The 19,404-nt window shown below is 41.6% G+C and carries 16 protein-coding genes; 6 read left to right on the top strand and 10 right to left on the bottom strand.

Annotation, left to right across the window (positions count from 1 at the left end; genetic code table 11):
* Positions 1-42: 42 nt before the first annotated feature.
* From G561_RS0104555 to dnaQ, 5 genes are all read right to left on the bottom strand, one after another.
* Positions 43-378, bottom strand: coding sequence for a DUF3144 domain-containing protein (locus G561_RS0104555; RefSeq protein WP_028858495.1), 336 nt, complete (start codon positions 376-378; stop codon positions 43-45).
* An 83-nt stretch (positions 379-461) separates the two neighbouring features.
* Positions 462-1,628 (bottom strand): methionine adenosyltransferase, encoded by a 1,167-nt coding sequence (gene metK / locus G561_RS0104550; RefSeq protein WP_028858494.1) that lies wholly within the window; start codon positions 1,626-1,628, stop codon positions 462-464.
* A 232-nt stretch (positions 1,629-1,860) separates the two neighbouring features.
* Complete coding sequence (gene nth, locus G561_RS0104545) at positions 1,861-2,556, bottom strand: endonuclease III (RefSeq protein WP_028858493.1); 696 nt, start codon at positions 2,554-2,556, stop codon at positions 1,861-1,863.
* A gap of 80 nt (positions 2,557-2,636) precedes the next feature.
* Entirely contained in the window at positions 2,637-3,464 is an 828-nt protein-coding gene (locus G561_RS0104540) for an RnfABCDGE type electron transport complex subunit B (protein ID WP_028858492.1), read from the bottom strand.
* A gap of 177 nt (positions 3,465-3,641) precedes the next feature.
* On the bottom strand, positions 3,642-5,390 hold the full coding sequence (dnaQ, locus tag G561_RS13940; RefSeq protein ID WP_037031649.1) for a DNA polymerase III subunit epsilon: 1,749 nt from the start codon (positions 5,388-5,390) through the stop codon (positions 3,642-3,644).
* 166 nt (positions 5,391-5,556) lie between these two features.
* On the opposite strand from dnaQ, the gene G561_RS0104530 reads away from it, so the two are divergent.
* Both G561_RS0104530 and G561_RS0104525 read left to right on the top strand, forming a co-directional pair.
* Positions 5,557-6,153: a hypothetical protein gene (locus G561_RS0104530; protein ID WP_028858491.1), complete on the top strand. Its 597-nt coding sequence runs from the start codon at positions 5,557-5,559 to the stop codon at positions 6,151-6,153.
* Between the two features lie 131 nt (positions 6,154-6,284).
* Positions 6,285-6,590 (top strand): hypothetical protein, encoded by a 306-nt coding sequence (locus G561_RS0104525; protein WP_028858490.1) that lies wholly within the window; start codon positions 6,285-6,287, stop codon positions 6,588-6,590.
* A 106-nt stretch (positions 6,591-6,696) separates the two neighbouring features.
* On the opposite strand, the gene G561_RS13935 is transcribed toward G561_RS0104525, so the two are convergent.
* The 4 genes from G561_RS13935 to G561_RS0104505 form a co-directional block, all read right to left on the bottom strand.
* A complete protein-coding gene (locus tag G561_RS13935; protein ID WP_227674027.1) occupies positions 6,697-8,424 on the bottom strand; it encodes an efflux transporter outer membrane subunit in 1,728 nt (575 codons plus the stop codon).
* A gap of 56 nt (positions 8,425-8,480) precedes the next feature.
* A complete protein-coding gene (locus G561_RS0104515; RefSeq protein WP_028858488.1) occupies positions 8,481-11,705 on the bottom strand; it encodes an efflux RND transporter permease subunit in 3,225 nt (1,074 codons plus the stop codon).
* A 29-nt stretch (positions 11,706-11,734) separates the two neighbouring features.
* Complete coding sequence (locus G561_RS0104510; protein ID WP_028858487.1) at positions 11,735-13,129, bottom strand: efflux RND transporter periplasmic adaptor subunit; 1,395 nt, start codon at positions 13,127-13,129, stop codon at positions 11,735-11,737.
* A 550-nt stretch (positions 13,130-13,679) separates the two neighbouring features.
* Complete coding sequence (locus G561_RS0104505) at positions 13,680-14,726, bottom strand: polyprenyl synthetase family protein (RefSeq protein ID WP_028858486.1); 1,047 nt, start codon at positions 14,724-14,726, stop codon at positions 13,680-13,682.
* 622 nt (positions 14,727-15,348) lie between these two features.
* On the opposite strand from G561_RS0104505, the gene rplU reads away from it, so the two are divergent.
* From rplU to G561_RS0104485, 4 genes are all read left to right on the top strand, one after another.
* The gene (rplU, locus tag G561_RS0104500; protein WP_028858485.1) at positions 15,349-15,660 is read left to right on the top strand and encodes a 50S ribosomal protein L21; all 312 of its coding nucleotides are present in this window, start codon (positions 15,349-15,351) and stop codon (positions 15,658-15,660) included.
* A gap of 139 nt (positions 15,661-15,799) precedes the next feature.
* On the top strand, positions 15,800-16,057 hold the full coding sequence (rpmA, locus tag G561_RS0104495) for a 50S ribosomal protein L27 (RefSeq protein WP_007393804.1): 258 nt from the start codon (positions 15,800-15,802) through the stop codon (positions 16,055-16,057).
* A 488-nt stretch (positions 16,058-16,545) separates the two neighbouring features.
* Complete coding sequence (gene lolA, locus G561_RS0104490) at positions 16,546-17,262, top strand: outer membrane lipoprotein periplasmic chaperone LolA (protein ID WP_028858484.1); 717 nt, start codon at positions 16,546-16,548, stop codon at positions 17,260-17,262.
* Between the two features lie 288 nt (positions 17,263-17,550).
* Positions 17,551-18,204: a TetR/AcrR family transcriptional regulator gene (locus tag G561_RS0104485; protein ID WP_028858483.1), complete on the top strand. Its 654-nt coding sequence runs from the start codon at positions 17,551-17,553 to the stop codon at positions 18,202-18,204.
* 7 nt (positions 18,205-18,211) lie between these two features.
* Here G561_RS0104485 and G561_RS0104480 read toward each other — a convergent pair whose 3' ends face one another.
* Entirely contained in the window at positions 18,212-19,378 is a 1,167-nt protein-coding gene (locus G561_RS0104480) for a multidrug resistance efflux transporter family protein (RefSeq protein WP_028858482.1), read from the bottom strand.
* Between the last annotated feature and the right edge of the window lie 26 nt (positions 19,379-19,404).

Here is a 19,404-nt window from a genome sequence, read left to right as displayed (position 1 = left end):
TGTATTCAAAATATTGCTTTTATTTAAATTAGATAAAAGCGTCTATTTTTGTTCTGCACCAGTTTGCACATACTTATCAAAGTTATCTGCATAATCGTCTAAGTTATCACTCAACATTTGACGATACTGCTTGGTATAAAACTCAATGATTTCATTTTTTTCTGCTGCCAAATCACTGCCTTTGACGAAGCCAATAGAAGCCACTGAGGCACTATAACGAGCGGCAGCATACAATAATGAAGCACCCACTTGGCCTGAGTGCGCTTCTGGGCCCAACTGACTGTTGGCAAGCCCAATAATGGCATCAGCACGTTTGTAGAAAGCTTCAATATCTTTTGATAGCTTAGGAGCTTCGTTGTTGTTAGGGGTATCGGTCATAATGATCAACTTTAACTTTATTAATTAAATGGATTAAATACAGCACCCAAGCTTGCGACTATGGGTGCTTTATTTATATATCTTTAGATATTAGCGTCTGCTCTTAATAAATCTGCTTTGTCTGTTTTTTCCCAAGTGAAGGCCGTTTCGCTACCTTCGCGACCAAAGTGGCCATAAGTAGCGGTTTGCTGATACATAGGCTGTAGCAGATTTAGCATATGAGTAATGCCATAAGGACGTAGGTCAAAATGAGTGCGGATTAGCTCAATAATAACTTCGCGGCTCACTTTAGCAGTACCAAAAGTGTTCACTGCAATGGAGGTCGGTTCAGCAACCCCAATGGCGTAACTGATCTGAACTTCACAGCGCTCAGCAAGACCGGCTGCAACGATATTCTTTGCCACATAACGACCTGCATAAGCGGCACTGCGGTCAACTTTTGAGGGGTCTTTACCACTGAATGCGCCGCCACCATGACGGGCCATACCACCGTAAGTATCGACAATAATTTTACGGCCAGTTAAGCCGGCATCACCCACAGGACCACCGATAACAAATTTACCGGTTGGGTTGATGTGATAGCGAGTATCTTTGTGCAGTAGCTCAGCTGGGATAACTTGCTTGATAATGCTCTCCATCACCGCTTCATGCAAATCAGCTTGAGATACATCTGGATCATGTTGGGTAGATAGCACTACCGCATCAATGGCTGAAGGGATGCCATTGGCATATTTTAGAGTAACTTGAGCTTTGGCATCAGGGCGTAACCAAGGTAGCTCCCCAGAACGACGTAACATAGACTGACGTTCCATTAAGCGGTGCGCATATTCAATAGGTGCGGGCATCAATACTTCGGTTTCATTGCTAGCATAACCAAACATTAGACCTTGGTCGCCAGCACCTTGGTCTTCTGGGTTTTGACGGTCAACCCCTTGAGCGATTTCGGGAGATTGTTTACCAATCATATTGATAACCGCACAGGTATTGCCATCGAAACCTAAATCTGAATGGTTATACCCAATTTCATTAACTGTCTCACGAACAATGCGTTCGATGTCGATATTGGCAGTGGTTGAGATTTCACCAGCTAAAACTACTGCCCCTGTTTTAACTAAGGTTTCACAGGCCACCCGGGCGTGTAAGTCTTCACGCATAATTGCATCAAGCAAAGCATCTGAAATTTGATCTGCCATTTTATCAGGATGGCCTTCACTTACAGATTCTGAGGTAAAAAGTTGATAGTCATGCATAGTAGGAGAGTCACTTATATTCAGGATTCAGGAGCTTGGATTCAGGAATTGAGATTTTAGCACGGCAATGACGTTTTAAAAGTCATTACGGTATGATGGTAAAATCAAACAAGATAATCATAAAAATTTAAATAGCCTATTTTACCCTTAACTCACTGAAAACTCTAGTGACTTGACGCCATTGTAAGGGTAATCTGCTATATAACAGCTATTTAAGGGAAGGTGATGCTTATTATAATTCGGCGAAAGCCTGTTTGTCTTTAAACATGCACTCTTCATAGACCGGACAGGCCCCACATTTTGGAGTGCGCGCTTGACAGGTATAGCGCCCATGCAAAATAAGATAGTGGTGGGCATCGAGAAGATAATCTTCAGGAACCCGCTCCAATAATTTTTGTTCTACAGCAAGCACAGTTTTGCCAGTGGCCAAGCCAGTACGGTTGCTAACACGAAATATATGGGTGTCTACGGCCATGGTCGGATGACCAAAAGCTGTATTTAGGACTACATTCGCTGTTTTTCGGCCCACACCTGCCAGCGCCTCTAAGTCTTTACGGTTATCTGGCACTTGGCTGTCATGCTTCTCAATTAAGTCTTTACAAGCTTTAATGACGTTTTTGGCTTTTGAATTAAACAGACCTATGGTCTTGATATACTCTTTTAATCCCTCTTCTCCTAAGGCATAAATAGCTTCAGGGGTATTGGCTACTGCATAAAGCTTACGGGTAGCTAGGTTGACGCTGACGTCTGTGGCTTGGGCCGATAAGATAACCGCTATGAGCAGCTCAAAGTTGCTGCTATATTCAAGCTCAGTTACCGGCTCATCAATGGCTGCCGCTAACTTCTCAAAAAAGGGGCGTACGTTACGGTTAGGCAGACGTCTTGAGGGAGGGGTATGGGCTGTTTTATGTTTAACAACTTTACTCATATTGATTTAATGTCTCGTCAAATTAACCTATCTATTCTATCTATTGAAAATAGAAAAAAGCACAATTGATTGCTTAACCCTTATTTACTAAGCTCGGCCAACTGCTGCTTTAAGTCGTCCAATTCTGCTTGTTTGCTTGGATTAGGACGTACGTTTAGCTGCTTCTCTAGTTTTTTGATTTTGGTGCGTAGCTTGGCTCCAGCAATGGTGGCTTTGGCTTTAGAGGCATCGATATTTAAGCTTTGGTGTGAAGCATTGCCTATCATGGTCTCAATGACACTGGTCACTGGCTTAGCATGGGTTTTATCTGCCATTTGCTCTGCTACGCGATTGAGATGATTGTGATAGCGATATCTTAGGTGAGCCTGTTCTTTTTGTCTAAATTCAGCCGTTTCAGTAGCAGGGTCACGAGGCACTTCAACAAGGTCAATACAGTCTACAGGGCAGGGGGGTAGACACAGCTCACAGCCAGTGCATAAGTCACTGATGATGGTGTGCATGTGTTTGCCAGTGCCAATAATGGCATCAACCGGGCAGGCAGGGATGCACTTCGTACAACCAATGCAATCATCCTCTCGTATCACTGCCCGCACTTCAGTAGGACGACTGGTATTAGGATCTACCGGCCAAGCAGACTCACGAACCTGTAAAGTCTCTCTGTCTAGTATTTCAGCAATAGTGTCACTAACCGGCTGACCGCCAGGCACACATTTATTGTGCGGCTCATTATCTACCACCATAGCAATGGCATAGGGTAAGCAGCCCTCAGGGTGGTCGCATAGCCCACATTGGGTTTGAGGCAAAGTCGCATCAACCGTGGCAATTTTTTGACGTTGAGTCTGTGTCAGGCGCTCAAGCCCAAAGCGATTAAATAGGATAGGTAGGGCGTCTAATCGGTCAGTGCTCACGAGTACCTCATAATAAATAGCAATTGAATAACTTCAAAGTCAGTCCGAGTGGCACTGACTAAATAAGTATTGTAATACCTTACCAGCCATTAGTTAATGGTCGACTGCTTATGCTCAGCTGGGAGTGGGCGGTATAAATGATTTATTTAATGCTTTAACGCTTAGATATCCCGCAAACTAGGATCCAATAAATAAATTATTGGCCAAGATAGGGTCTACGTTTAGGCGACTGGCTTGTAGCTGTTGGTCTATTATGGATTTTTGAAACAGCAGGTTTTTCGCTTTTGTGGCGTCATCGAGGCTATAAAAGCAGCCCACACCTTGGGTTTCAGCAAGCTTTGGGTGCTTCTTAAGTAGTTTGGCAACCCAGCTTACATGATCGCTGATCTGGGTTTTTGCCGTTAATATCTGTGCAGCTAGGTGGCTAAAGTCAGCGTGTGAACCTTCACCTTCAGCCTGGGTATCTTCATCGATAGCTAGGGCTACCTGACCCCCTGTCATTGCCAGATAAACTTCAGCCAGAATTTCCGAGTCTAGTAAAGCCCCGTGGAAGGTACGGTCCATTTTACCCACGTTAAGACGACGTACTAAAGCGTCTAGAGTGTTCTTTTGCCCCGGATACTGCTGTTTGGCCATTACCAAGGAGTCAGTAACGGTAATCTTCTCAGCAAAGTCTGTTAGTCCAACTTTGTCAAACTCCATTGATAAGAAACTGATATCAAATGGTGCGTTATGAGCAATAACTTCCGCCCCAAGCATAAATTCATAAAGAGGCTTGGCCACTTCTTTAAATTTAGGTTTGTCTGCTAAGAAGGCCTCTGAGATACCGTGAACTCTTATAACCTCTTCATCCATACCACGCTCAGGGTTGATATAGACGTGCAGCTTCTCACCAGTAAATTTGCGGTTTACCAGCTCGATGATACCCACCTCAATGATTCTGTCGCCTTTTAGAGCGTCTAGACCTGTGGTCTCGGTATCCATAATCAACTGACGGCCACTTTGTCCTCTATTAACAGGCTCAGGCAATAGCGGCTTGAAGTGAGGGTTGGCACGACTGGTGTCGCCATCAAACTCAACTTCTTGTGCCTCACTTGGCTGTTCATGAGAGGCTTGTGCTGTCTCACCAATATTCTGTAAGTCTGCTGCTGAGTCATGCGGCAAAGACTCTGCTGCAGGCGAGTGGGCTTGAGGATTACCAAACTGCGCTGCTAGAGCCGCCTCTTCTTCAGGAGACATTTCATCAAAACCTAGGGGATCATCTTTAATCCAGTCATTGTTGTTTTGAAAGTCGTTATTTTCTGAGTTAATCATATTACTTGGGGATCTCGTGGTGATATTTGGATGATCATTTTGCTCATCAAAAAGGGGAGAGGTTGGTGTTTGCGCCTCAGGAGCAACTAAGCTTTGTGAATTATTCAGTTTTTTTTTAAGCTCATCGCTGTCATTAGGATTAGAGGTAATGGAATTAGAGGAAGATAAAATGCCACGGTTGGCCAATTCATCTGCCTTTTCGTTGCCTTCATGACCGGCATGGCCTTTCACCCAGTGCCAGCTAACATCACGGCTGGCTTGTAGAGCATCTAGACGTTGCCACAGCTCTTGGTTTTTTACTGGTTTATTACCAGAGGTCTTCCAGCCCTTATTTTTCCAACCTTGAATCCAAGAGGTAATGCCATTTTTTACGTAGCTTGAGTCGGTCCAAATCTCTAGGTGCTGATCATGAGGGCTATTTTCTAAAGCCATAATCGCTCCCATCAACTCCATTTGGTTGTTGGTGGTATGAGCTTCACCGCCAAAATATTCAATTTGACGGCCATCACTAAGCACTAATAGCGCCCCCCAACCTCCAGGACCAGGGTTTCCTTTACAGGCACCATCAGTGAAAGCAATAGTGGTATTGGGCTTCGGATTAAGAACGGACATAGCGACTCGCATTGGCTAAAACAGGACATAAATAGTTAGCCCCTAGTATAGCAAATATGACCTACTTATTTGAGTTTGCCTCTTTAATATATTTGCCAATAGTCACAACAGTGACAGCAAGTTTGCTAAAATACCGATAATTATATTGAGCTACCGGAACTTTGCTTTGAAACCATTAAATCTATCAAAAATTTATTCGACCATACTCCTATCAGGGGTAGCCTTATTAGTAACGGCTTGTGATAAGTCTGAGACAGCCGACTCTGAAGTGAGTGCTGAAACCTCCGCTGAGACTTTAAACTCTGAACTAAGCATTAAGCACCATGCTGACATGTTTTCAGGCTGCTATACCGTAAGTAAAGATGAGCCACCACAGATTAAAGTCAGTCAGCAGGCACAAGGCTTAGTGATGCAGATGAAAGAGCCAAAATCTGCCAATAGAGTGTGGGATGACCCAGAGCCTTTAGAGCCTATCGCTATTGATAAAGTATCAAAATACTTTTCAATTGATAAAAAAAATGTTGAAGGGGTAATCGGTCGACCAGATCGAGTATTCGTTGTTGCTCAAGTTAAGCAAGCTTATGTCAACATTGATCCTACGTTAGACAGCCCATATCTTGGCTATATCTTACAAGGGTCCAATACCATTTATAAAGTTGAATGCGATGACACCCCAGCCGATGTGCTATTAGACAATCCGCATCAAAGTCAGGACGGTGTGGGTAATATCGTGATTAAGCCTGCAGGCAAGGTTAACAGTTAAACTGCTTTTGCTTTAGGGCAAAGTAGAGACCTTTATAGCAAAGTAGAGATTTGCTTAAAGTACAAGCAACATTAAACCATTACCAGCATAGAAATTTAGTCTTTAGGTACTAGGCAATTAGGAATAAAAAAATGGGTTTTTTGAATTATTTATTAATGGGGGCCTTAGCTTATGCAGCAGGCTGGGCAGTTCGTCTGTATGTGTTAGAAAAAGGACCAAAGCCTGAGCAGCCTTATAGCCTGTCACATCCTAAAATTAAAATTTATTTGGCAATATTTTTTGGGATTATGCTGGTGATATCTGCTTTATTAGGTAAGTTTGTGCTAGGGCATGAAGGGTTAGATGTGGCTTTCGTTATTGTTAACAGCTTGGTAGCTACCTTTGTGTTCTCTTTTGGTTTAAGTCCAGATCATATCCGGCACGACTTACCTGATTGATCACTTTAGCTAAGTTAACTAGCGCTACCTAACTTCAGTGTCATAAAATAAACCCCATAAGGTAACTTATGGGGTTTATTTAATTGTGAACAGATAACTCTTAAACTTAAGGCTGAACCACCTTAGCGCCGTCTTTGGTGTCTACAACTTTAGAGCCAGCAGGGTGGGTCGAGGTCTCAACAACAGAGATGTAAGCATCTGCGTTGTTGTTATTATTGATATCAACTGGAGTCAGCTCTTTTTGTTTCACTACTTTAACAGGCTTAGTAGCCTCAATCGCATAAGCTTGTTCAGGAGTTACGATAGCGGGTCCGCGGCTAGACTCAATAGCTTGTACTGCTTTTTGCTTATCGGATTGATTGTCAAAGACGTTCACTAAGTTGCGATACTTTGAGGTAGGAACAGCAACAGGACCTAAATTCGCCCCGCCGCCCAACACTTGGTACAGCTCAATTTGGTTATTGAGACGCTCTTGTTCTAGATTCAGGATAGACTGCTGAGTTGAGAACAGTGAGCGCTGGGCATCAAGCACTGCAAGATAATCATCAACCTGAGCTTTAAAGCGCGCTTCAGAGATATCAAATAGACCTTGATAGTTCTCTTGTAGGCGGTATTCAGCCTGAGTTCTTTGATCTAGTGTTGCTCGATCAGCCAGCACATCATTCACCTCTTTAAAGGCAGCTTCAACGGTGCTTTCGTAATTAGCGACAGCTTGATCACGCTCAATTTGAGCCACTTCATAGTTGGCATCACGTTGACCGGCATCAAATAAAGGTAAATTGATAGAGGGTCCAAATGACCAACTAGCAGCACCGCTCTTGAACAAATCAGATAGGTCATTACTTCTATAACCTAGATTACCCGTCAAGCTAATTGATGGGTAATAAGCCGCACGAGCTACTTCAATGTTGGCACCTGCTGCTTTTAAGTTGTATTCAGCTTGAAGTACATCAGGACGGTAGCGTAATAGATCACTAGGCAAGCCGGCACTTAATACTTGATTTGAAGCGATATTAGGTACCGCAGGATCTGGCAACATATCATCTGTGATGGGAGCACCAACCAGATATTTAAGAGCGTTTTTAGCTCTCAACACCCCACTTTGAGCATTTAGTGCAGCAATGCGAGCGGTTTCAGCAGAAGCCGCTGCTTGTAGGGAAGGTGCTTTGGAGTCAATACCTGCTTCTAAGCGAGCTTTGGTAATACGTAGCGACTCTTCACGAGTTTGTAGCGTACTTATCGCAAGCTCTAGCTGCTTTTGCTGATAGCTTAGGTTGACATAACTCTTAGCAATATTAGCAATCAAGCTGACTTGAGCGGTATCTCGAGCTGCTGTGGTGCTTAGATAGTTTTGTAGCGCTTGCTCTTTTAAGTTAGCAATCTTGCCCCAGAAATCAAGCTCATAGGCAGCCATACCAAGACCAACACTATAGTTGTCACTAGGGTTACGGTCGACAGCATTATTTGCACCACGAGAGTACTCACCGTTTAGACCAACGTTAGGCGCATTATTACTATCAGTAATGCGGTATTGAGCTTGAGCTTTTTGGATGGCTAAAACCGCTTGCTTAACGTCTTTATTGTTATCCAGACCCATTTGAATAAGCGCTTTTAGCTTAGGATCGGTATAAAAACTTTGCCAACGTACGGCGGCAAGACTTGACGGTACTTGGTTATTTCCATAAAGCTCGTAATTCTCTCCTGGTAAAAGAGGAATATTAGGACGAGCAACCACCGGACTTGTATCGGCAGTTGGCACTGTCTGACAGGCGCTAATAGCGACTGTCAAAGCAGATAAACCAAATAACCGTGTCCACTTATTAGATGTATTCATAGCAAATGCACTCACAGCTCGACTTTTAAGAATTATATTTGATTTTACAGATGTCGTCATTGAGTGTTGTCTCCAAAATTGGCTGGGGTAGAGGTAGTGCTGGTGTCAGTAGTCGCTAATGCAGGATTAGACTGAGTTTGAACACCATTACCAGAACCATTATTGGTACCATCCCCTTTGTACTTAAATATAGTACGTACCCATACATAGAACATAGGGATAAAGAAAATACCTAAGAAAGTTGCGGTAACCACACCACCTACAACACTGGTACCAATGGCGTTCTGACTTCCTGCGCCTGGACCAGTTGCTAGGTACAGTGGTAATACCCCTAAACCAAATGCCAATGAAGTCATGATAATTGGACGCAGACGCTGACGAGCAGCAATCATAACCGAATCCTTCAAGGACATTCCAGATTCTTGGTGTTCTTTAGCGAACTCAATAATCAAAATAGCGTTCTTAGCTGACAGACCTACGATGGTTAATAGACCCACTTGCAAATAAATATCGTTTGCAAAGTCTCGTAACCAGGTAAATAAGACAGCCCCTAACACTCCTAATGGTATCACTAAAATAACCGAAAAGGGCACAGACCAGCTTTCATATAACGCAGCTAGACATAAGAAGACTACTAAGATGGATAGGGCATATAACATTGGCGCTTGTGCCCCTGATTTTTTCTCTTCTAGAGACATACCTGTCCACTCATAGCCAACACCTTCTGGAAGCTGCTCTATCATTTGTTCCATAGCGGTCATAGCTTCACCGGTACTTAGTCCGGGAGCAGCGTTACCCTGAATGTTCATCGAGGGGAAACTGTTATAACGAGTTAAACGAGGTGAACCGTGTTGCCATTCGCTATCTGAGAAAGCATCGAATGAAATCATGTCACCCTGATCGTTACGAACATACCATTTATTGATGTCTTCAGGGTTGGTGCGGCTATCAGCCTCACCTTGTACGAACACACGCTTAATACGACCTCTGTCCACGAAGTCATTTACGTAAGCTGAACCCCAAGCAGTAGAGATTACACTGTTGATGGAAGACAAAGGTAGGCCATAAGCCGCTGCTTGTTCTTGATTGATATTAACTTTCAATTGAGGAGCATCTTCTTGGCCGTTAGGACGAACCCCAGTAACTTGGTCGCTTTGGCTAGCCATACCCAATAATTGGTTACGAGCGGCGGTTAGCCCGTCATGTCCGATATTGCCTACATCCTGCAGCATTAGGTCGAAACCACTGGCGTTACCTAGCTCAGTAATAGCAGGCGGAACGATGGCATAAACTTGTGCTTCATTGATCTGGGTAGCGAAATAGCCCATGGCTCGTGCAGCTACTGCTTGCGCTGTATTCTCTTCACCTACCCGGCCATCCCAGTCAGACAAGCGAATGAATGCCAGACCCATGTTCTGTCCAGGACCTGCGAAACTGAAGCCAGCAATAGTAAATACCGACTCTATGTTATCTGTTTCTTCAGAATCATAATAATTGGATACTTTATCTAGTACAGCCTGAGTATCATCTAAAGATGCCCCTGAAGGCAATTGAACTAGAGTCACCATAATACCCTGGTCTTCTTCTGGTAAGAAAGATCCTGGGATACGCATAAATATTACCGCCATAAGGCCGACAATTGCTGCATAGCCTAAAGCATATAACAATTTATGGTTAACACTCTTACCAATGATACCTTCATAAGAACGGCTAACTTTTTCAAAAGTACGGTTAAACCAACCGAAGAAGCCTTTTTTCTCTTCACCATGATTCTTTTGGCGTTTAAGTAAGGTCACACATAGTGCTGGTGTAAAAATCAAAGCAACTATCGCAGACAGTACCATACTGGTAATTAGGGTGATCGAGAACTGACGGTAAATAACCCCTGTTGATCCACCAAAGAAGGCCATAGGTACGAATACCGCTGATAAAATCAAGGCAATACCAATAACCACCTTACTAATTTCGCCCATTGACTGAATGGTAGCGTCTTTAATAGAGATGTGCGGATCTTCTTCTAAGATACGCTCGACGTTTTCGACAACAACAATGGCGTCGTCCACCAGTAGACCAATGGACAGTACCATGGCGAACATCGTCAGTACGTTAACACTAAAGCCAGCGACATATAGCACCGCAAAGGTTCCTAACAGAACTACTGGTACGGCTAGTGTTGGAATAACCGTTGCACGCCAATTCTGCAAGAATAAGAACATCACCAAGAATACTAAGATAATGGCTTCGACTAGAGTCTTAACAACTTGCTTAATAGATAGCTTAACGAATGGAGTAGTATCGTAAGGAACTACAGAGACTAGCCCTGGAGGGAAGTTAGCTTCAAGCTCAGCCATACGCTCTTCAACCAACTGTCTGGTTTCTAGCGCGTTTGAACCTGGTGCTAATGAAATACCAATACCTGATGACGGCTTGCCATTATAAAGAGCTCTAATACTGTAGTTTTCACGACCAATTTCAACGTCAGCCACATCTTCTATACGAACTTGAGCCCCAGTGCTATCGGTTTTTAACAGAATATTTCTGAATTCTTCAGGCGTTTGTAAATAAGATTGTACGGTTACTGTAGCATTGATGACCTGTCTGTCTTCAGCAGCAGGAGCTTGTCCTAATTGTCCTGCTGAGACTTGTGCGTTTTGGGCACGAATAGCATTGACAACATCGCCTGGAACTAAGTTAAAGCTGCGTAAACGGGCAGGGTCTAACCACACTCGCATCGCATAAGATGAACCGAATAACTGTACTTCACCAACCCCTTCGACACGGCTAATCTGGTCAACAATATTAGAAGCCACATAGTCCGAAATATCTATACTGTCCATAGAGTTGTCTTCTGAGATGAAGCCTTGAACCATCAAGAAGCTACTTGAAGACTTAGTAACGTCAACCCCTTGACGCTGTACAGGCTCAGGTAACGAACTCATTGCTGACTGCAATTTGTTTTGAACTTGAACTTGTGCAGTATCAGGATCAGTACCGTTTTCAAAAGTTAGTTTTACCGAACCGCTACCAGTTGAGGAGCTTGTTGATGACATGTACATTAAGCCATCAAGACCTTTCATGCGCTGTTCAATAACCTGAACAACAGTGTCCTCAACAGTTTGCGCGTTAGCACCTGGATAAGAAGCACTAACACTAACTGTTGGGGGTGCAATACGAGGGTACTGCTCAATTGGTAAGTTAATGACCGCGATTATGCCCAGTAGCATGATTAAAATTGATATTACCCATGCAAAAATAGGGCGGTTAATAAAAAATCTCGACATGATATTTTCCTAGTCTGCCTATTTTTGAATTATTTTGCAGCGTTTGTCTCAGCCGTTTGTTGCTTCTGAGGCGCTACTGGGCCTTTTGGAGCCCCAGATTTATTGGCTACAGGACCTTGTGTTTGGGCTGCACCTTGTTTTGGAGTAGTGCCTTCTGCTTGATAAGGCTTACTAACCACCTCTTGCTCTGGGCTCACTTTAGAGCCACCTACCACAACGATGTTCTCACCTGCTTGCAGGCCGTCAGTGACAACCCAGTTGCCGTTATAAGTACCGTTTACGGTCACATCACGAACCTGGATTTTGTTGTTTTGGTCAACGATATAAACTTGAGTTTCACCTTTAGGCGTACGAATTAATGCACTTTGAGGCAATAAAACAGCATTATTAATTAAGCCTTGAACCAGACGCGCTTTAACATACATGCCTGGCAGTAACATATAGTTATCATTTTTGAAAATAGCTCGTAGAGTCACCGCGCCAGTATCTTGATCAACTTTAGCCTCTGCTAAAGACATCTGACCTTTGACAGGGTAGGTGCTACCATCTTCTAATACCAACTCAACAGTATTGTTGCCTGCTTGAAGCGCACCACTGGCTTGTTGCTGTTTTAATTTTAATAACTCAGAAGAAGATTGGCTGATATCTACATAAATAGGGTTAATTCTAGAGATAGTAACCATTGGATTGGCTTGGTTAGCATTGACTAATGCACCGGCAGTTACGTTAGAGCGCTCTGAAATACCAGAGATTGGGGCTCTTACGATGGTACGATTAAGATCTAACTGAGTACCTGATAGTTGAGCTTTGGCAGTATTTACAGCGGCTTGTGAACTGGCAATATTTGCTTGGGCTTGCTGCGCTGCTGCCTGAGCACTGTTAAGACCTGCTTGAGCAGTCTTTAGTTGGGTAACTGCTTGTTCGTATTGCTGTGCAGAGATAGCTTGCTGAGCCACTAACGGCTTAAGACGCTGTACATCTGCTTGAGCTTGTTCAAGTAGCGCTTTTTGTGATTCTATATTAGCAACAGCATTGTTGTAGCTTGCTTTAGCGGTTTGAACATTTGCTTCTGCTTGCTGTACTGCAGCTACGTTTGCGCCTTGGCTAGATTGATAGTTTTCAGGGCTGATTCTATAAAGAGGCTGACCTTTTTGAACCATGCGACCTTGTGGATAAAGGATTTCGTCCACAACGCCTGTCACCTGAGGTCTGATATCAGCTACCTCATAGGCGGCTGTGCGACCAGAAAACTCGTGAACCAAAGGCACAGTTTGGAATTGGACGGGCATAACATTCACAACTGCAGGTGGCATCTGTTGCTGAGCAGCTGCAGCGTTTGCTTCGTCGTCTTTTTTATCACAGCCTGCAATAAACAGCCCGGATACAGCTAAACTAATAGCGAGGAAAAGGTGCGAGTGTTTCATGTAAAAAACCTTAGATAGTGGGTAATCACAAGCAAATTTTTGCTAGCTTGCACGCAAGAGAATGGTGTTTGTTTACAAATTACACGTACTTTAGCAATGAAAAGCTAGATGCTTGTTTTAAATTTGTAAATATCGTAGTGACTATGCTTTCGTCTATCTAGTTTATTAATCAATAGGGTGCTAATAAAGCTATTTAAGCAATAATAGCAACTATAATAACGATGACTGCCCATCAAAAATAACAAACTATTTATTTACCCTAAAGTTAGTTAGTGATTGATGGGGCAGCACTTTGCGAGCATGTCACTACTTTTTTGTGATTAAAAACAACGTTATTTTTATAAATAAAAACAACATTATATATTACAAGTGTAATGTATAACAAATATTAAACTACAAATATTATTATTTATTTGACTGTTTACAGCCACAAATAATGCCTAGAGCTAAAAAAATAAGCTCAGAAGATTGATGCATCTTCTGAGCCTATGGTGCTTTTATTATGTCCTTAGACAATACAAGTCATAATGTAGCAAAGAGTAGAGATTTGTTAGGCCAAACGAGAGCTCGCAAGTTCGGTTAATTGCCATAGACCGTTACGATATTGATTGTCAGGAAGCTGACTTAAAGCTTGTTGCGCCAAACGGGTTTCTTCCAAAGCACGATCACGACAGTAATCTAGTGCACCTGACTCTTGAACCAATTTAATTAGGCCTTGAGCATCGTCGACTTTACCTGTTTGGACCGCAATACGTAATTTATTGTATTTAGCTTCATCGCTTTGCTTTAATATACGCAGAGCAATTATAGTCGGTAGGGTAGGCTTGCCTTCGGCTAAATCATCCCCTAAGTTTTTACCCATCAATTCACTATCGCCACTATAATCAAGCACATCATCAATAATTTGGAAAGCATTACCAAAGTGCTGACCAAAGTCACTAAAGGGCTGCATAAACTCAGGCTTATCTTGTAGTATGGCTACTCCAGTGGTCGCCATCATAAACAAACGTGAGGTCTTACCATCAATGATACGCATATAATCATCTTCAGTGGCCTCAGGATTGTGTTGGTGTTGTAACTGCAAAACCTCACCTTCTGCAATATCACAAGTCCCATCTGAGAAAAGCTTTAATAAAGGTAGGCTTTGAAAGCCAACCAGCAGGTTAAAAGCGCGCGCAATAAGGTAGTCTCCTACTAATACGGCCGTAGGATTGTCCCAAGTGGCATTAGCAGTAGGACGACCACGGCGCATTCCAGACTCATCAATGACATCATCATGAACTAAAGTGGCGGTGTGCAGCATCTCGGTAATGGCGGCTAAATGCATGGCATCTTCCGACTGCTCATCTTTGCATAGTCTTGAGCACAATAAAGTGATAAGAGGGCGCATACGTTTGCCACCCGCATTGATCACATGTTGGGAGACGTTCATTACCAGTTGAACTTTAGAGTTTAAGTTTCCAAAGACTTGCTTATCCATGATAGCAAAATCATCAGCAATAATTTGTTGGATGTCAGCATAATCCACAATTGGGCTTTCATTAATTAAAGGAGCTGAGGTTGTAGCAGCTGATGATGCGGTATTTGATGTGGTCATATTTACGGTCAACTAAAATTAGAATAATGAAAAGTTATTATATAGTGATTCAAATCTACAACGGGGCAACTGATATAGCAGTTAACTGACAGAAGATTAGTTCAGACACCCAAAGTTTGATAAATTAACCACTAAGCGTCTATATAAGTATCTATTATAGTCTATAGCATTACTTATCATATAAAAAATGATTAGAAGGTAACTATTAACTTTTTTTAAGTAACTTGTTTTTAGCCATTAAGTTTTAAGCTTATAAGTTGCCATTTTAATATAGTTTTCTTTACTTAAGAGCGATATATCGTTTTAGCATTGTTAACAAAGTTGAGTTACTCAACAGCTATTAATGGCGCAATGCATAATAACATAGGCCTAATTTGCATTCATCTATTGCAATTTGGCCCATAAGTGCGTAAAATTCCGTCTTCATATTCAAAGCTTATGGCAATAACGCAGCACTAACAAAAAGGTTAACCTTATTTGTTGGCTGGCCGGAATTGTTTTAAAGCTATTTTTCTGTAACTTTCCCTGTCGTGTACGTAGATCAGGCAAAAGCTGAAGCGTTATTTTGAATACTTCAAAGTATTTGAGTAACCACGGCACACGGGTTAAACGGAGTCATAAGATGTACGCAGTTATCAAAAGTGGTGGTAAACAGCATCGTGTAAGCGTTGATGAACTACTAAAAGTTGAGCTACTAAAAGCTGAAAAAGGCGAAACCATTAAAATTGAAGACGTATTAATGGTTGTTGATGGCGATGATTATAAAATTGGTCAGCCAGTTGTTGAAGGCGCAAGCGTTGAAGCTGAAGTAGTAGAACACGGTCGCGGTAAAAAAATCCGTATCGTTAAGCACAAGCGTCGTAAGCATTATCATAAAGAGCAAGGCCACCGTCAGTGGTACACGCTTCTTAAAATCAAAGCGATTAATGCTTAATAACTGGTTATTTCCCTTTACAAGTATGTAGATAGCTGACGTTACATTAAATAATTTACAGTATTGATTTGATGTCCTAATATTAGTTATCTATATAGTATAAAGTTTTTATAAATTAGTCTCAGTAAGGAGATTTCTCATGGCACATAAAAAAGCCGCAGGTTCAACTCGTAACGGTCGTGACTCTAACCCAAAAATGCTTGGCGTAAAAGTATTTGGTGGTCAAGATGTTGTGGCTGGTAACATCATCGTACGTCAACGTGGTACTGAATTCCACGCAGGCGAAGGCGTAGGCATGGGTCGTGACCATACTCTATTTGCTCTAACTGATGGTGTTGTTAAGTTCGATACTAAAGGTAAATTCAACCGTCGTTACGTTTCTGTTCAAGAAGCTTAATTTACGGTCAATTAGCTTCTTACAATTTAGTGAGAAGTTAATTGCATGAATTCTGGTAGGATTACCATCCAACCTAAAGAGGCCCTGATATAATATCAGGGCTTTTTTTATGGTTGCTAATCAATATTTATCACCATAGTAATAAACACCTAGTGTTAAAAGTTATTACAGAAATAGAGCATATGTCACAATTAGGCGTTTAAAGCTATTCAAGTCATAACTGCGTAACAAGCCAGAAGTTATTTTTGCAATTATCTTCTAGTCAGGTAATAAAAGAAATGGCACACTACCCAACAAGCTATAAGTAAGACGGTTAATATAATATTAATTGCTACCAACTGCTTATATTTTTGATCGACTTAATTTAGTACGATTTGTGCTATTGCTTACCAATAAGAAGTTAAAATAAAAGAAATTGTATTTTACTTTTAAATTTACTTTTTAAGTTGTGGCAGTATTGCACTTAACCATTGAAGGAAAATGAAATTATGAATATTGAAATAAACGATAATAACAAGACAAAAACTATGATGAAAAAAGTAATGGGCACAGCACTATCAGGGGCTTTAGTCTTTGGCATGCCAGTTATGGCAGTATCACAAGCGGCGCAAGCAGCAACAGCTGCGGATAATTTAACAGCAGCTAAGCGTTTAAATACTCTATTAAGTAATACCAAAAGTATGACCGCTAATTTCACTCAAACCACCAAAGGGGCAAATGGTAGTAAAAGTGGTCTAAGCGCTAAAAATGGTACTTTTTCAGGTAATGTCAGCTTACAGCGTCCTAATAACTTCCGCTGGAATATCACTTCGCCCTCCGAACAGCTTATTGTTACTGATGGTAGCGCGCTTTGGGTATATGATAAGGATTTAGAGCAAGTTACTCGTCAAAATGCTGACCAACAGCTAGGTAATACTCCAGCTTTATTACTATCTGGCGATCCCAATAAAATCTCCCAAAACTTCAAGATTACTCAGCCAAATGCTAAGAAAAACTATTATGTGTTATACCCGAAAGCTAGTGGCAGTAACTTTAATAGCTTAGCAGTAAGCTTTAATGGCGGTAAGCCAGTAATGATGGTACTAAACGACTCACTGGGTCAGGTAACGTCAATTAAATTTAGTAATGTGAAATTAAATACCAGTATTCCAAGCAGCCAATTTAAATTTACGCCACCAAAAGGTGTGGATGTTATTAATCAATAGTCTATTTATTAGTAAAACCTATTAATTAGCTTCAATTTCTATGAGTTTTATAATTAAAGGCTTATAATAATAAACGAGCTGATTAATATAGAAAATCAAAAGGACTCAAGCTTACGCTTGAGTCCTTTTCAGTTATAAAGCTGTGTTAAAACTTTGCTCTTCAAAAGATATGTTAAACTCATTAAATGCTACACAGGTTTAAGCTCTTTTTATTACTAGTCTATAGTAGCGATAGAGGATGAATTATCAAGAGTTTGAATCTAATAATAAATGATACTTGAGGATGAAATGAAGCCTACAACAGTAAAGTCACACCCCAAACGTTCAGAACAAAAACGCGCGCGTGAGACGAAGTGTAAGATACTTAATGCTGCTTTGAAGGAATTCTCTGCTGCAGGCTTTGAGGGCGTGTCAACACGTGCTATTGCCAGCACAGCCGGGGTAAACCATACCCTTATCACTCATCATTTTGGCACCAAAGAAGATCTGTGGAAGGCGGCAGCTGAGGCCATATTTGATACTTATACCGAGCAATCAGAAAAATATATTGCAAGCCTTGGCGACTTAGAACAACCGCAAAGAGTACGAGAATTGTTAAAGCACTATATTAATTTTAGTGCAGAGTTTCCAGACTTTCATCGCTTTATGATTCAGGCCAATCGTGGAGATTCAGAGCTACTCAATTGGTTTACTGATCAGTATATTAAGCCGTATTCAGACTCTGAGCTAGATCTGTTAAAACAGGCACAGAAGCTAGGGTTAATGCCTAGGGGCGATAGCTTACATGTGCGCTATTTATTTATGGGCGCCGTTACTTCGATATTTACCTTTGCTCCACAGTTTAAACGCTTATCAGGCACAGATCCTTTTTCAAAAGACATTGTTGAAAAGCATATAGACTATATTTTTACAATTTTTGCTGAAAAAGATCATCAAGCTTAAAATAGAGTTAGCCATTTTTTGCAAATAAAATTAAGCCAATCATAATAATAGCAATACCTGCTATTCCTAAGGCTGAGGGCATGGGGTTATTCAAAAACACCATGCCACCCACTAAGGCAAATATCACTTCACTAGCTTGTGTAGCATCGACACCGGCTACCTCACTTGAAGTCTCGGCTCGTTCTCGAGCAAATAAAAAGATGCTAGTAGCAATAACGCCAGATAAAAAAGCCACCAATAGAGTATTGGTTACTTGGCTAAAGTCGGGTAGGTTGGGCTGAATAAAAAGCCCTAAAATCAACCAAAATGGCAAGCTGCCCATGGTCATTAGCCATACTTTATTGAATGAATTACTAAGTAGATTAGTAGGTATAGTTGGTATTTTGGCCACTAAAGTTTCTAATTTCGATTTAGGCAGTGGTTCTACTTTCGGAGTTGGGCTATCAGTATCAATGTAGTCATCCATTTCAAGCGATATAATTCTAGGAGAAATGGTAGTCAAAGCTTCAAAGGCATCAAAGCCTTCATTGTCCCAGTAGATTTGGTCTTTAGAGCGTCTGGCGCTTTTTTCCTTTGTAATTTCTGTGATATTTAATTGTCGTGAATTATAAGATGCCTGCCAGACTAGCTGACTGCCGATAGGATAACTGAATGAGGCTATGATACAGGGTAGAGCGCCATAAATTAGAACCGTTGTTAATGGGATATCCATTATTGCACTGGTGGGCATGGACAAGGCTTCACTAACGTTGACCAGAATAACTCCTATTAATACCAATAAGGCATATAGGATGAGCTTTTTTTCAAACTTATGACCAAAAGCCATTAACACAAATAAGCTGGCTACTACAGTAAACATGAAGGTAGCCGCTACCACCCAACCACTGACATGATCAGCGGCATAACAAAGACCCGCATAAAAAATACCGAAACCAATACTACCGGTAAGGGTCCAAAAGACCCAGTGATCTTTGAAAATTACCCACAACTGCCTCACACGTGAAAGTCCATGTTGCAGACCAATCATCACCGTTAATATGATTAACATGAATAAGTAGCGCAGGCTTGATGACCAAAACCAGTGTCCACCGGAGTTACTCATCAATTCGTTTAAGATATAGGTTGAACTAAAAAAAGCACTGGCGATTAAGGTAATCAATATCAGCCTGACCATAAGTGGCTCCTTGTAGTTCGGCTGTT

The sequence above is a fragment of the Psychrobacter phenylpyruvicus DSM 7000 = NBRC 102152 genome, assembly GCF_000685805.1.
GTDB classification, from domain to species: Bacteria; Pseudomonadota; Gammaproteobacteria; order Pseudomonadales; family Moraxellaceae; genus Psychrobacter; species Psychrobacter phenylpyruvicus.
Note: the sequence above shows the minus strand (reverse complement) of the source record. Positions and strands in the feature narration are given on the sequence as shown.

What these genes read in the sequence shown, in the direction of transcription:
- rplU (WP_028858485.1), top strand. Translation starts at nt 15,349, where the DNA reads ATGTACGCAGTTATCAAAAGTGGTGGTAAACAGCATCGTGTAAGCGTT.
- G561_RS0104485 (WP_028858483.1), top strand. Translation starts at nt 17,551, where the DNA reads ATGAAGCCTACAACAGTAAAGTCACACCCCAAACGTTCAGAACAAAAA.
- G561_RS0104525 (WP_028858490.1), top strand. Translation starts at nt 6,285, where the DNA reads ATGGGTTTTTTGAATTATTTATTAATGGGGGCCTTAGCTTATGCAGCA.
- dnaQ (WP_037031649.1), bottom strand. Translation starts at nt 5,390, where the DNA reads ATGTCCGTTCTTAATCCGAAGCCCAATACCACTATTGCTTTCACTGAT.
- G561_RS0104510 (WP_028858487.1), bottom strand. Translation starts at nt 13,129, where the DNA reads ATGAAACACTCGCACCTTTTCCTCGCTATTAGTTTAGCTGTATCCGGG.
- G561_RS0104515 (WP_028858488.1), bottom strand. Translation starts at nt 11,705, where the DNA reads ATGTCGAGATTTTTTATTAACCGCCCTATTTTTGCATGGGTAATATCA.
- G561_RS0104555 (WP_028858495.1), bottom strand. Translation starts at nt 378, where the DNA reads ATGACCGATACCCCTAACAACAACGAAGCTCCTAAGCTATCAAAAGAT.
- nth (WP_028858493.1), bottom strand. Translation starts at nt 2,556, where the DNA reads ATGAGTAAAGTTGTTAAACATAAAACAGCCCATACCCCTCCCTCAAGA.
- rpmA (WP_007393804.1), top strand. Translation starts at nt 15,800, where the DNA reads ATGGCACATAAAAAAGCCGCAGGTTCAACTCGTAACGGTCGTGACTCT.
- G561_RS0104480 (WP_028858482.1), bottom strand. Translation starts at nt 19,378, where the DNA reads ATGGTCAGGCTGATATTGATTACCTTAATCGCCAGTGCTTTTTTTAGT.
- G561_RS13935 (WP_227674027.1), bottom strand. Translation starts at nt 8,424, where the DNA reads ATGAATACATCTAATAAGTGGACACGGTTATTTGGTTTATCTGCTTTG.
- metK (WP_028858494.1), bottom strand. Translation starts at nt 1,628, where the DNA reads ATGCATGACTATCAACTTTTTACCTCAGAATCTGTAAGTGAAGGCCAT.
- lolA (WP_028858484.1), top strand. Translation starts at nt 16,546, where the DNA reads ATGAATATTGAAATAAACGATAATAACAAGACAAAAACTATGATGAAA.
- G561_RS0104505 (WP_028858486.1), bottom strand. Translation starts at nt 14,726, where the DNA reads ATGACCACATCAAATACCGCATCATCAGCTGCTACAACCTCAGCTCCT.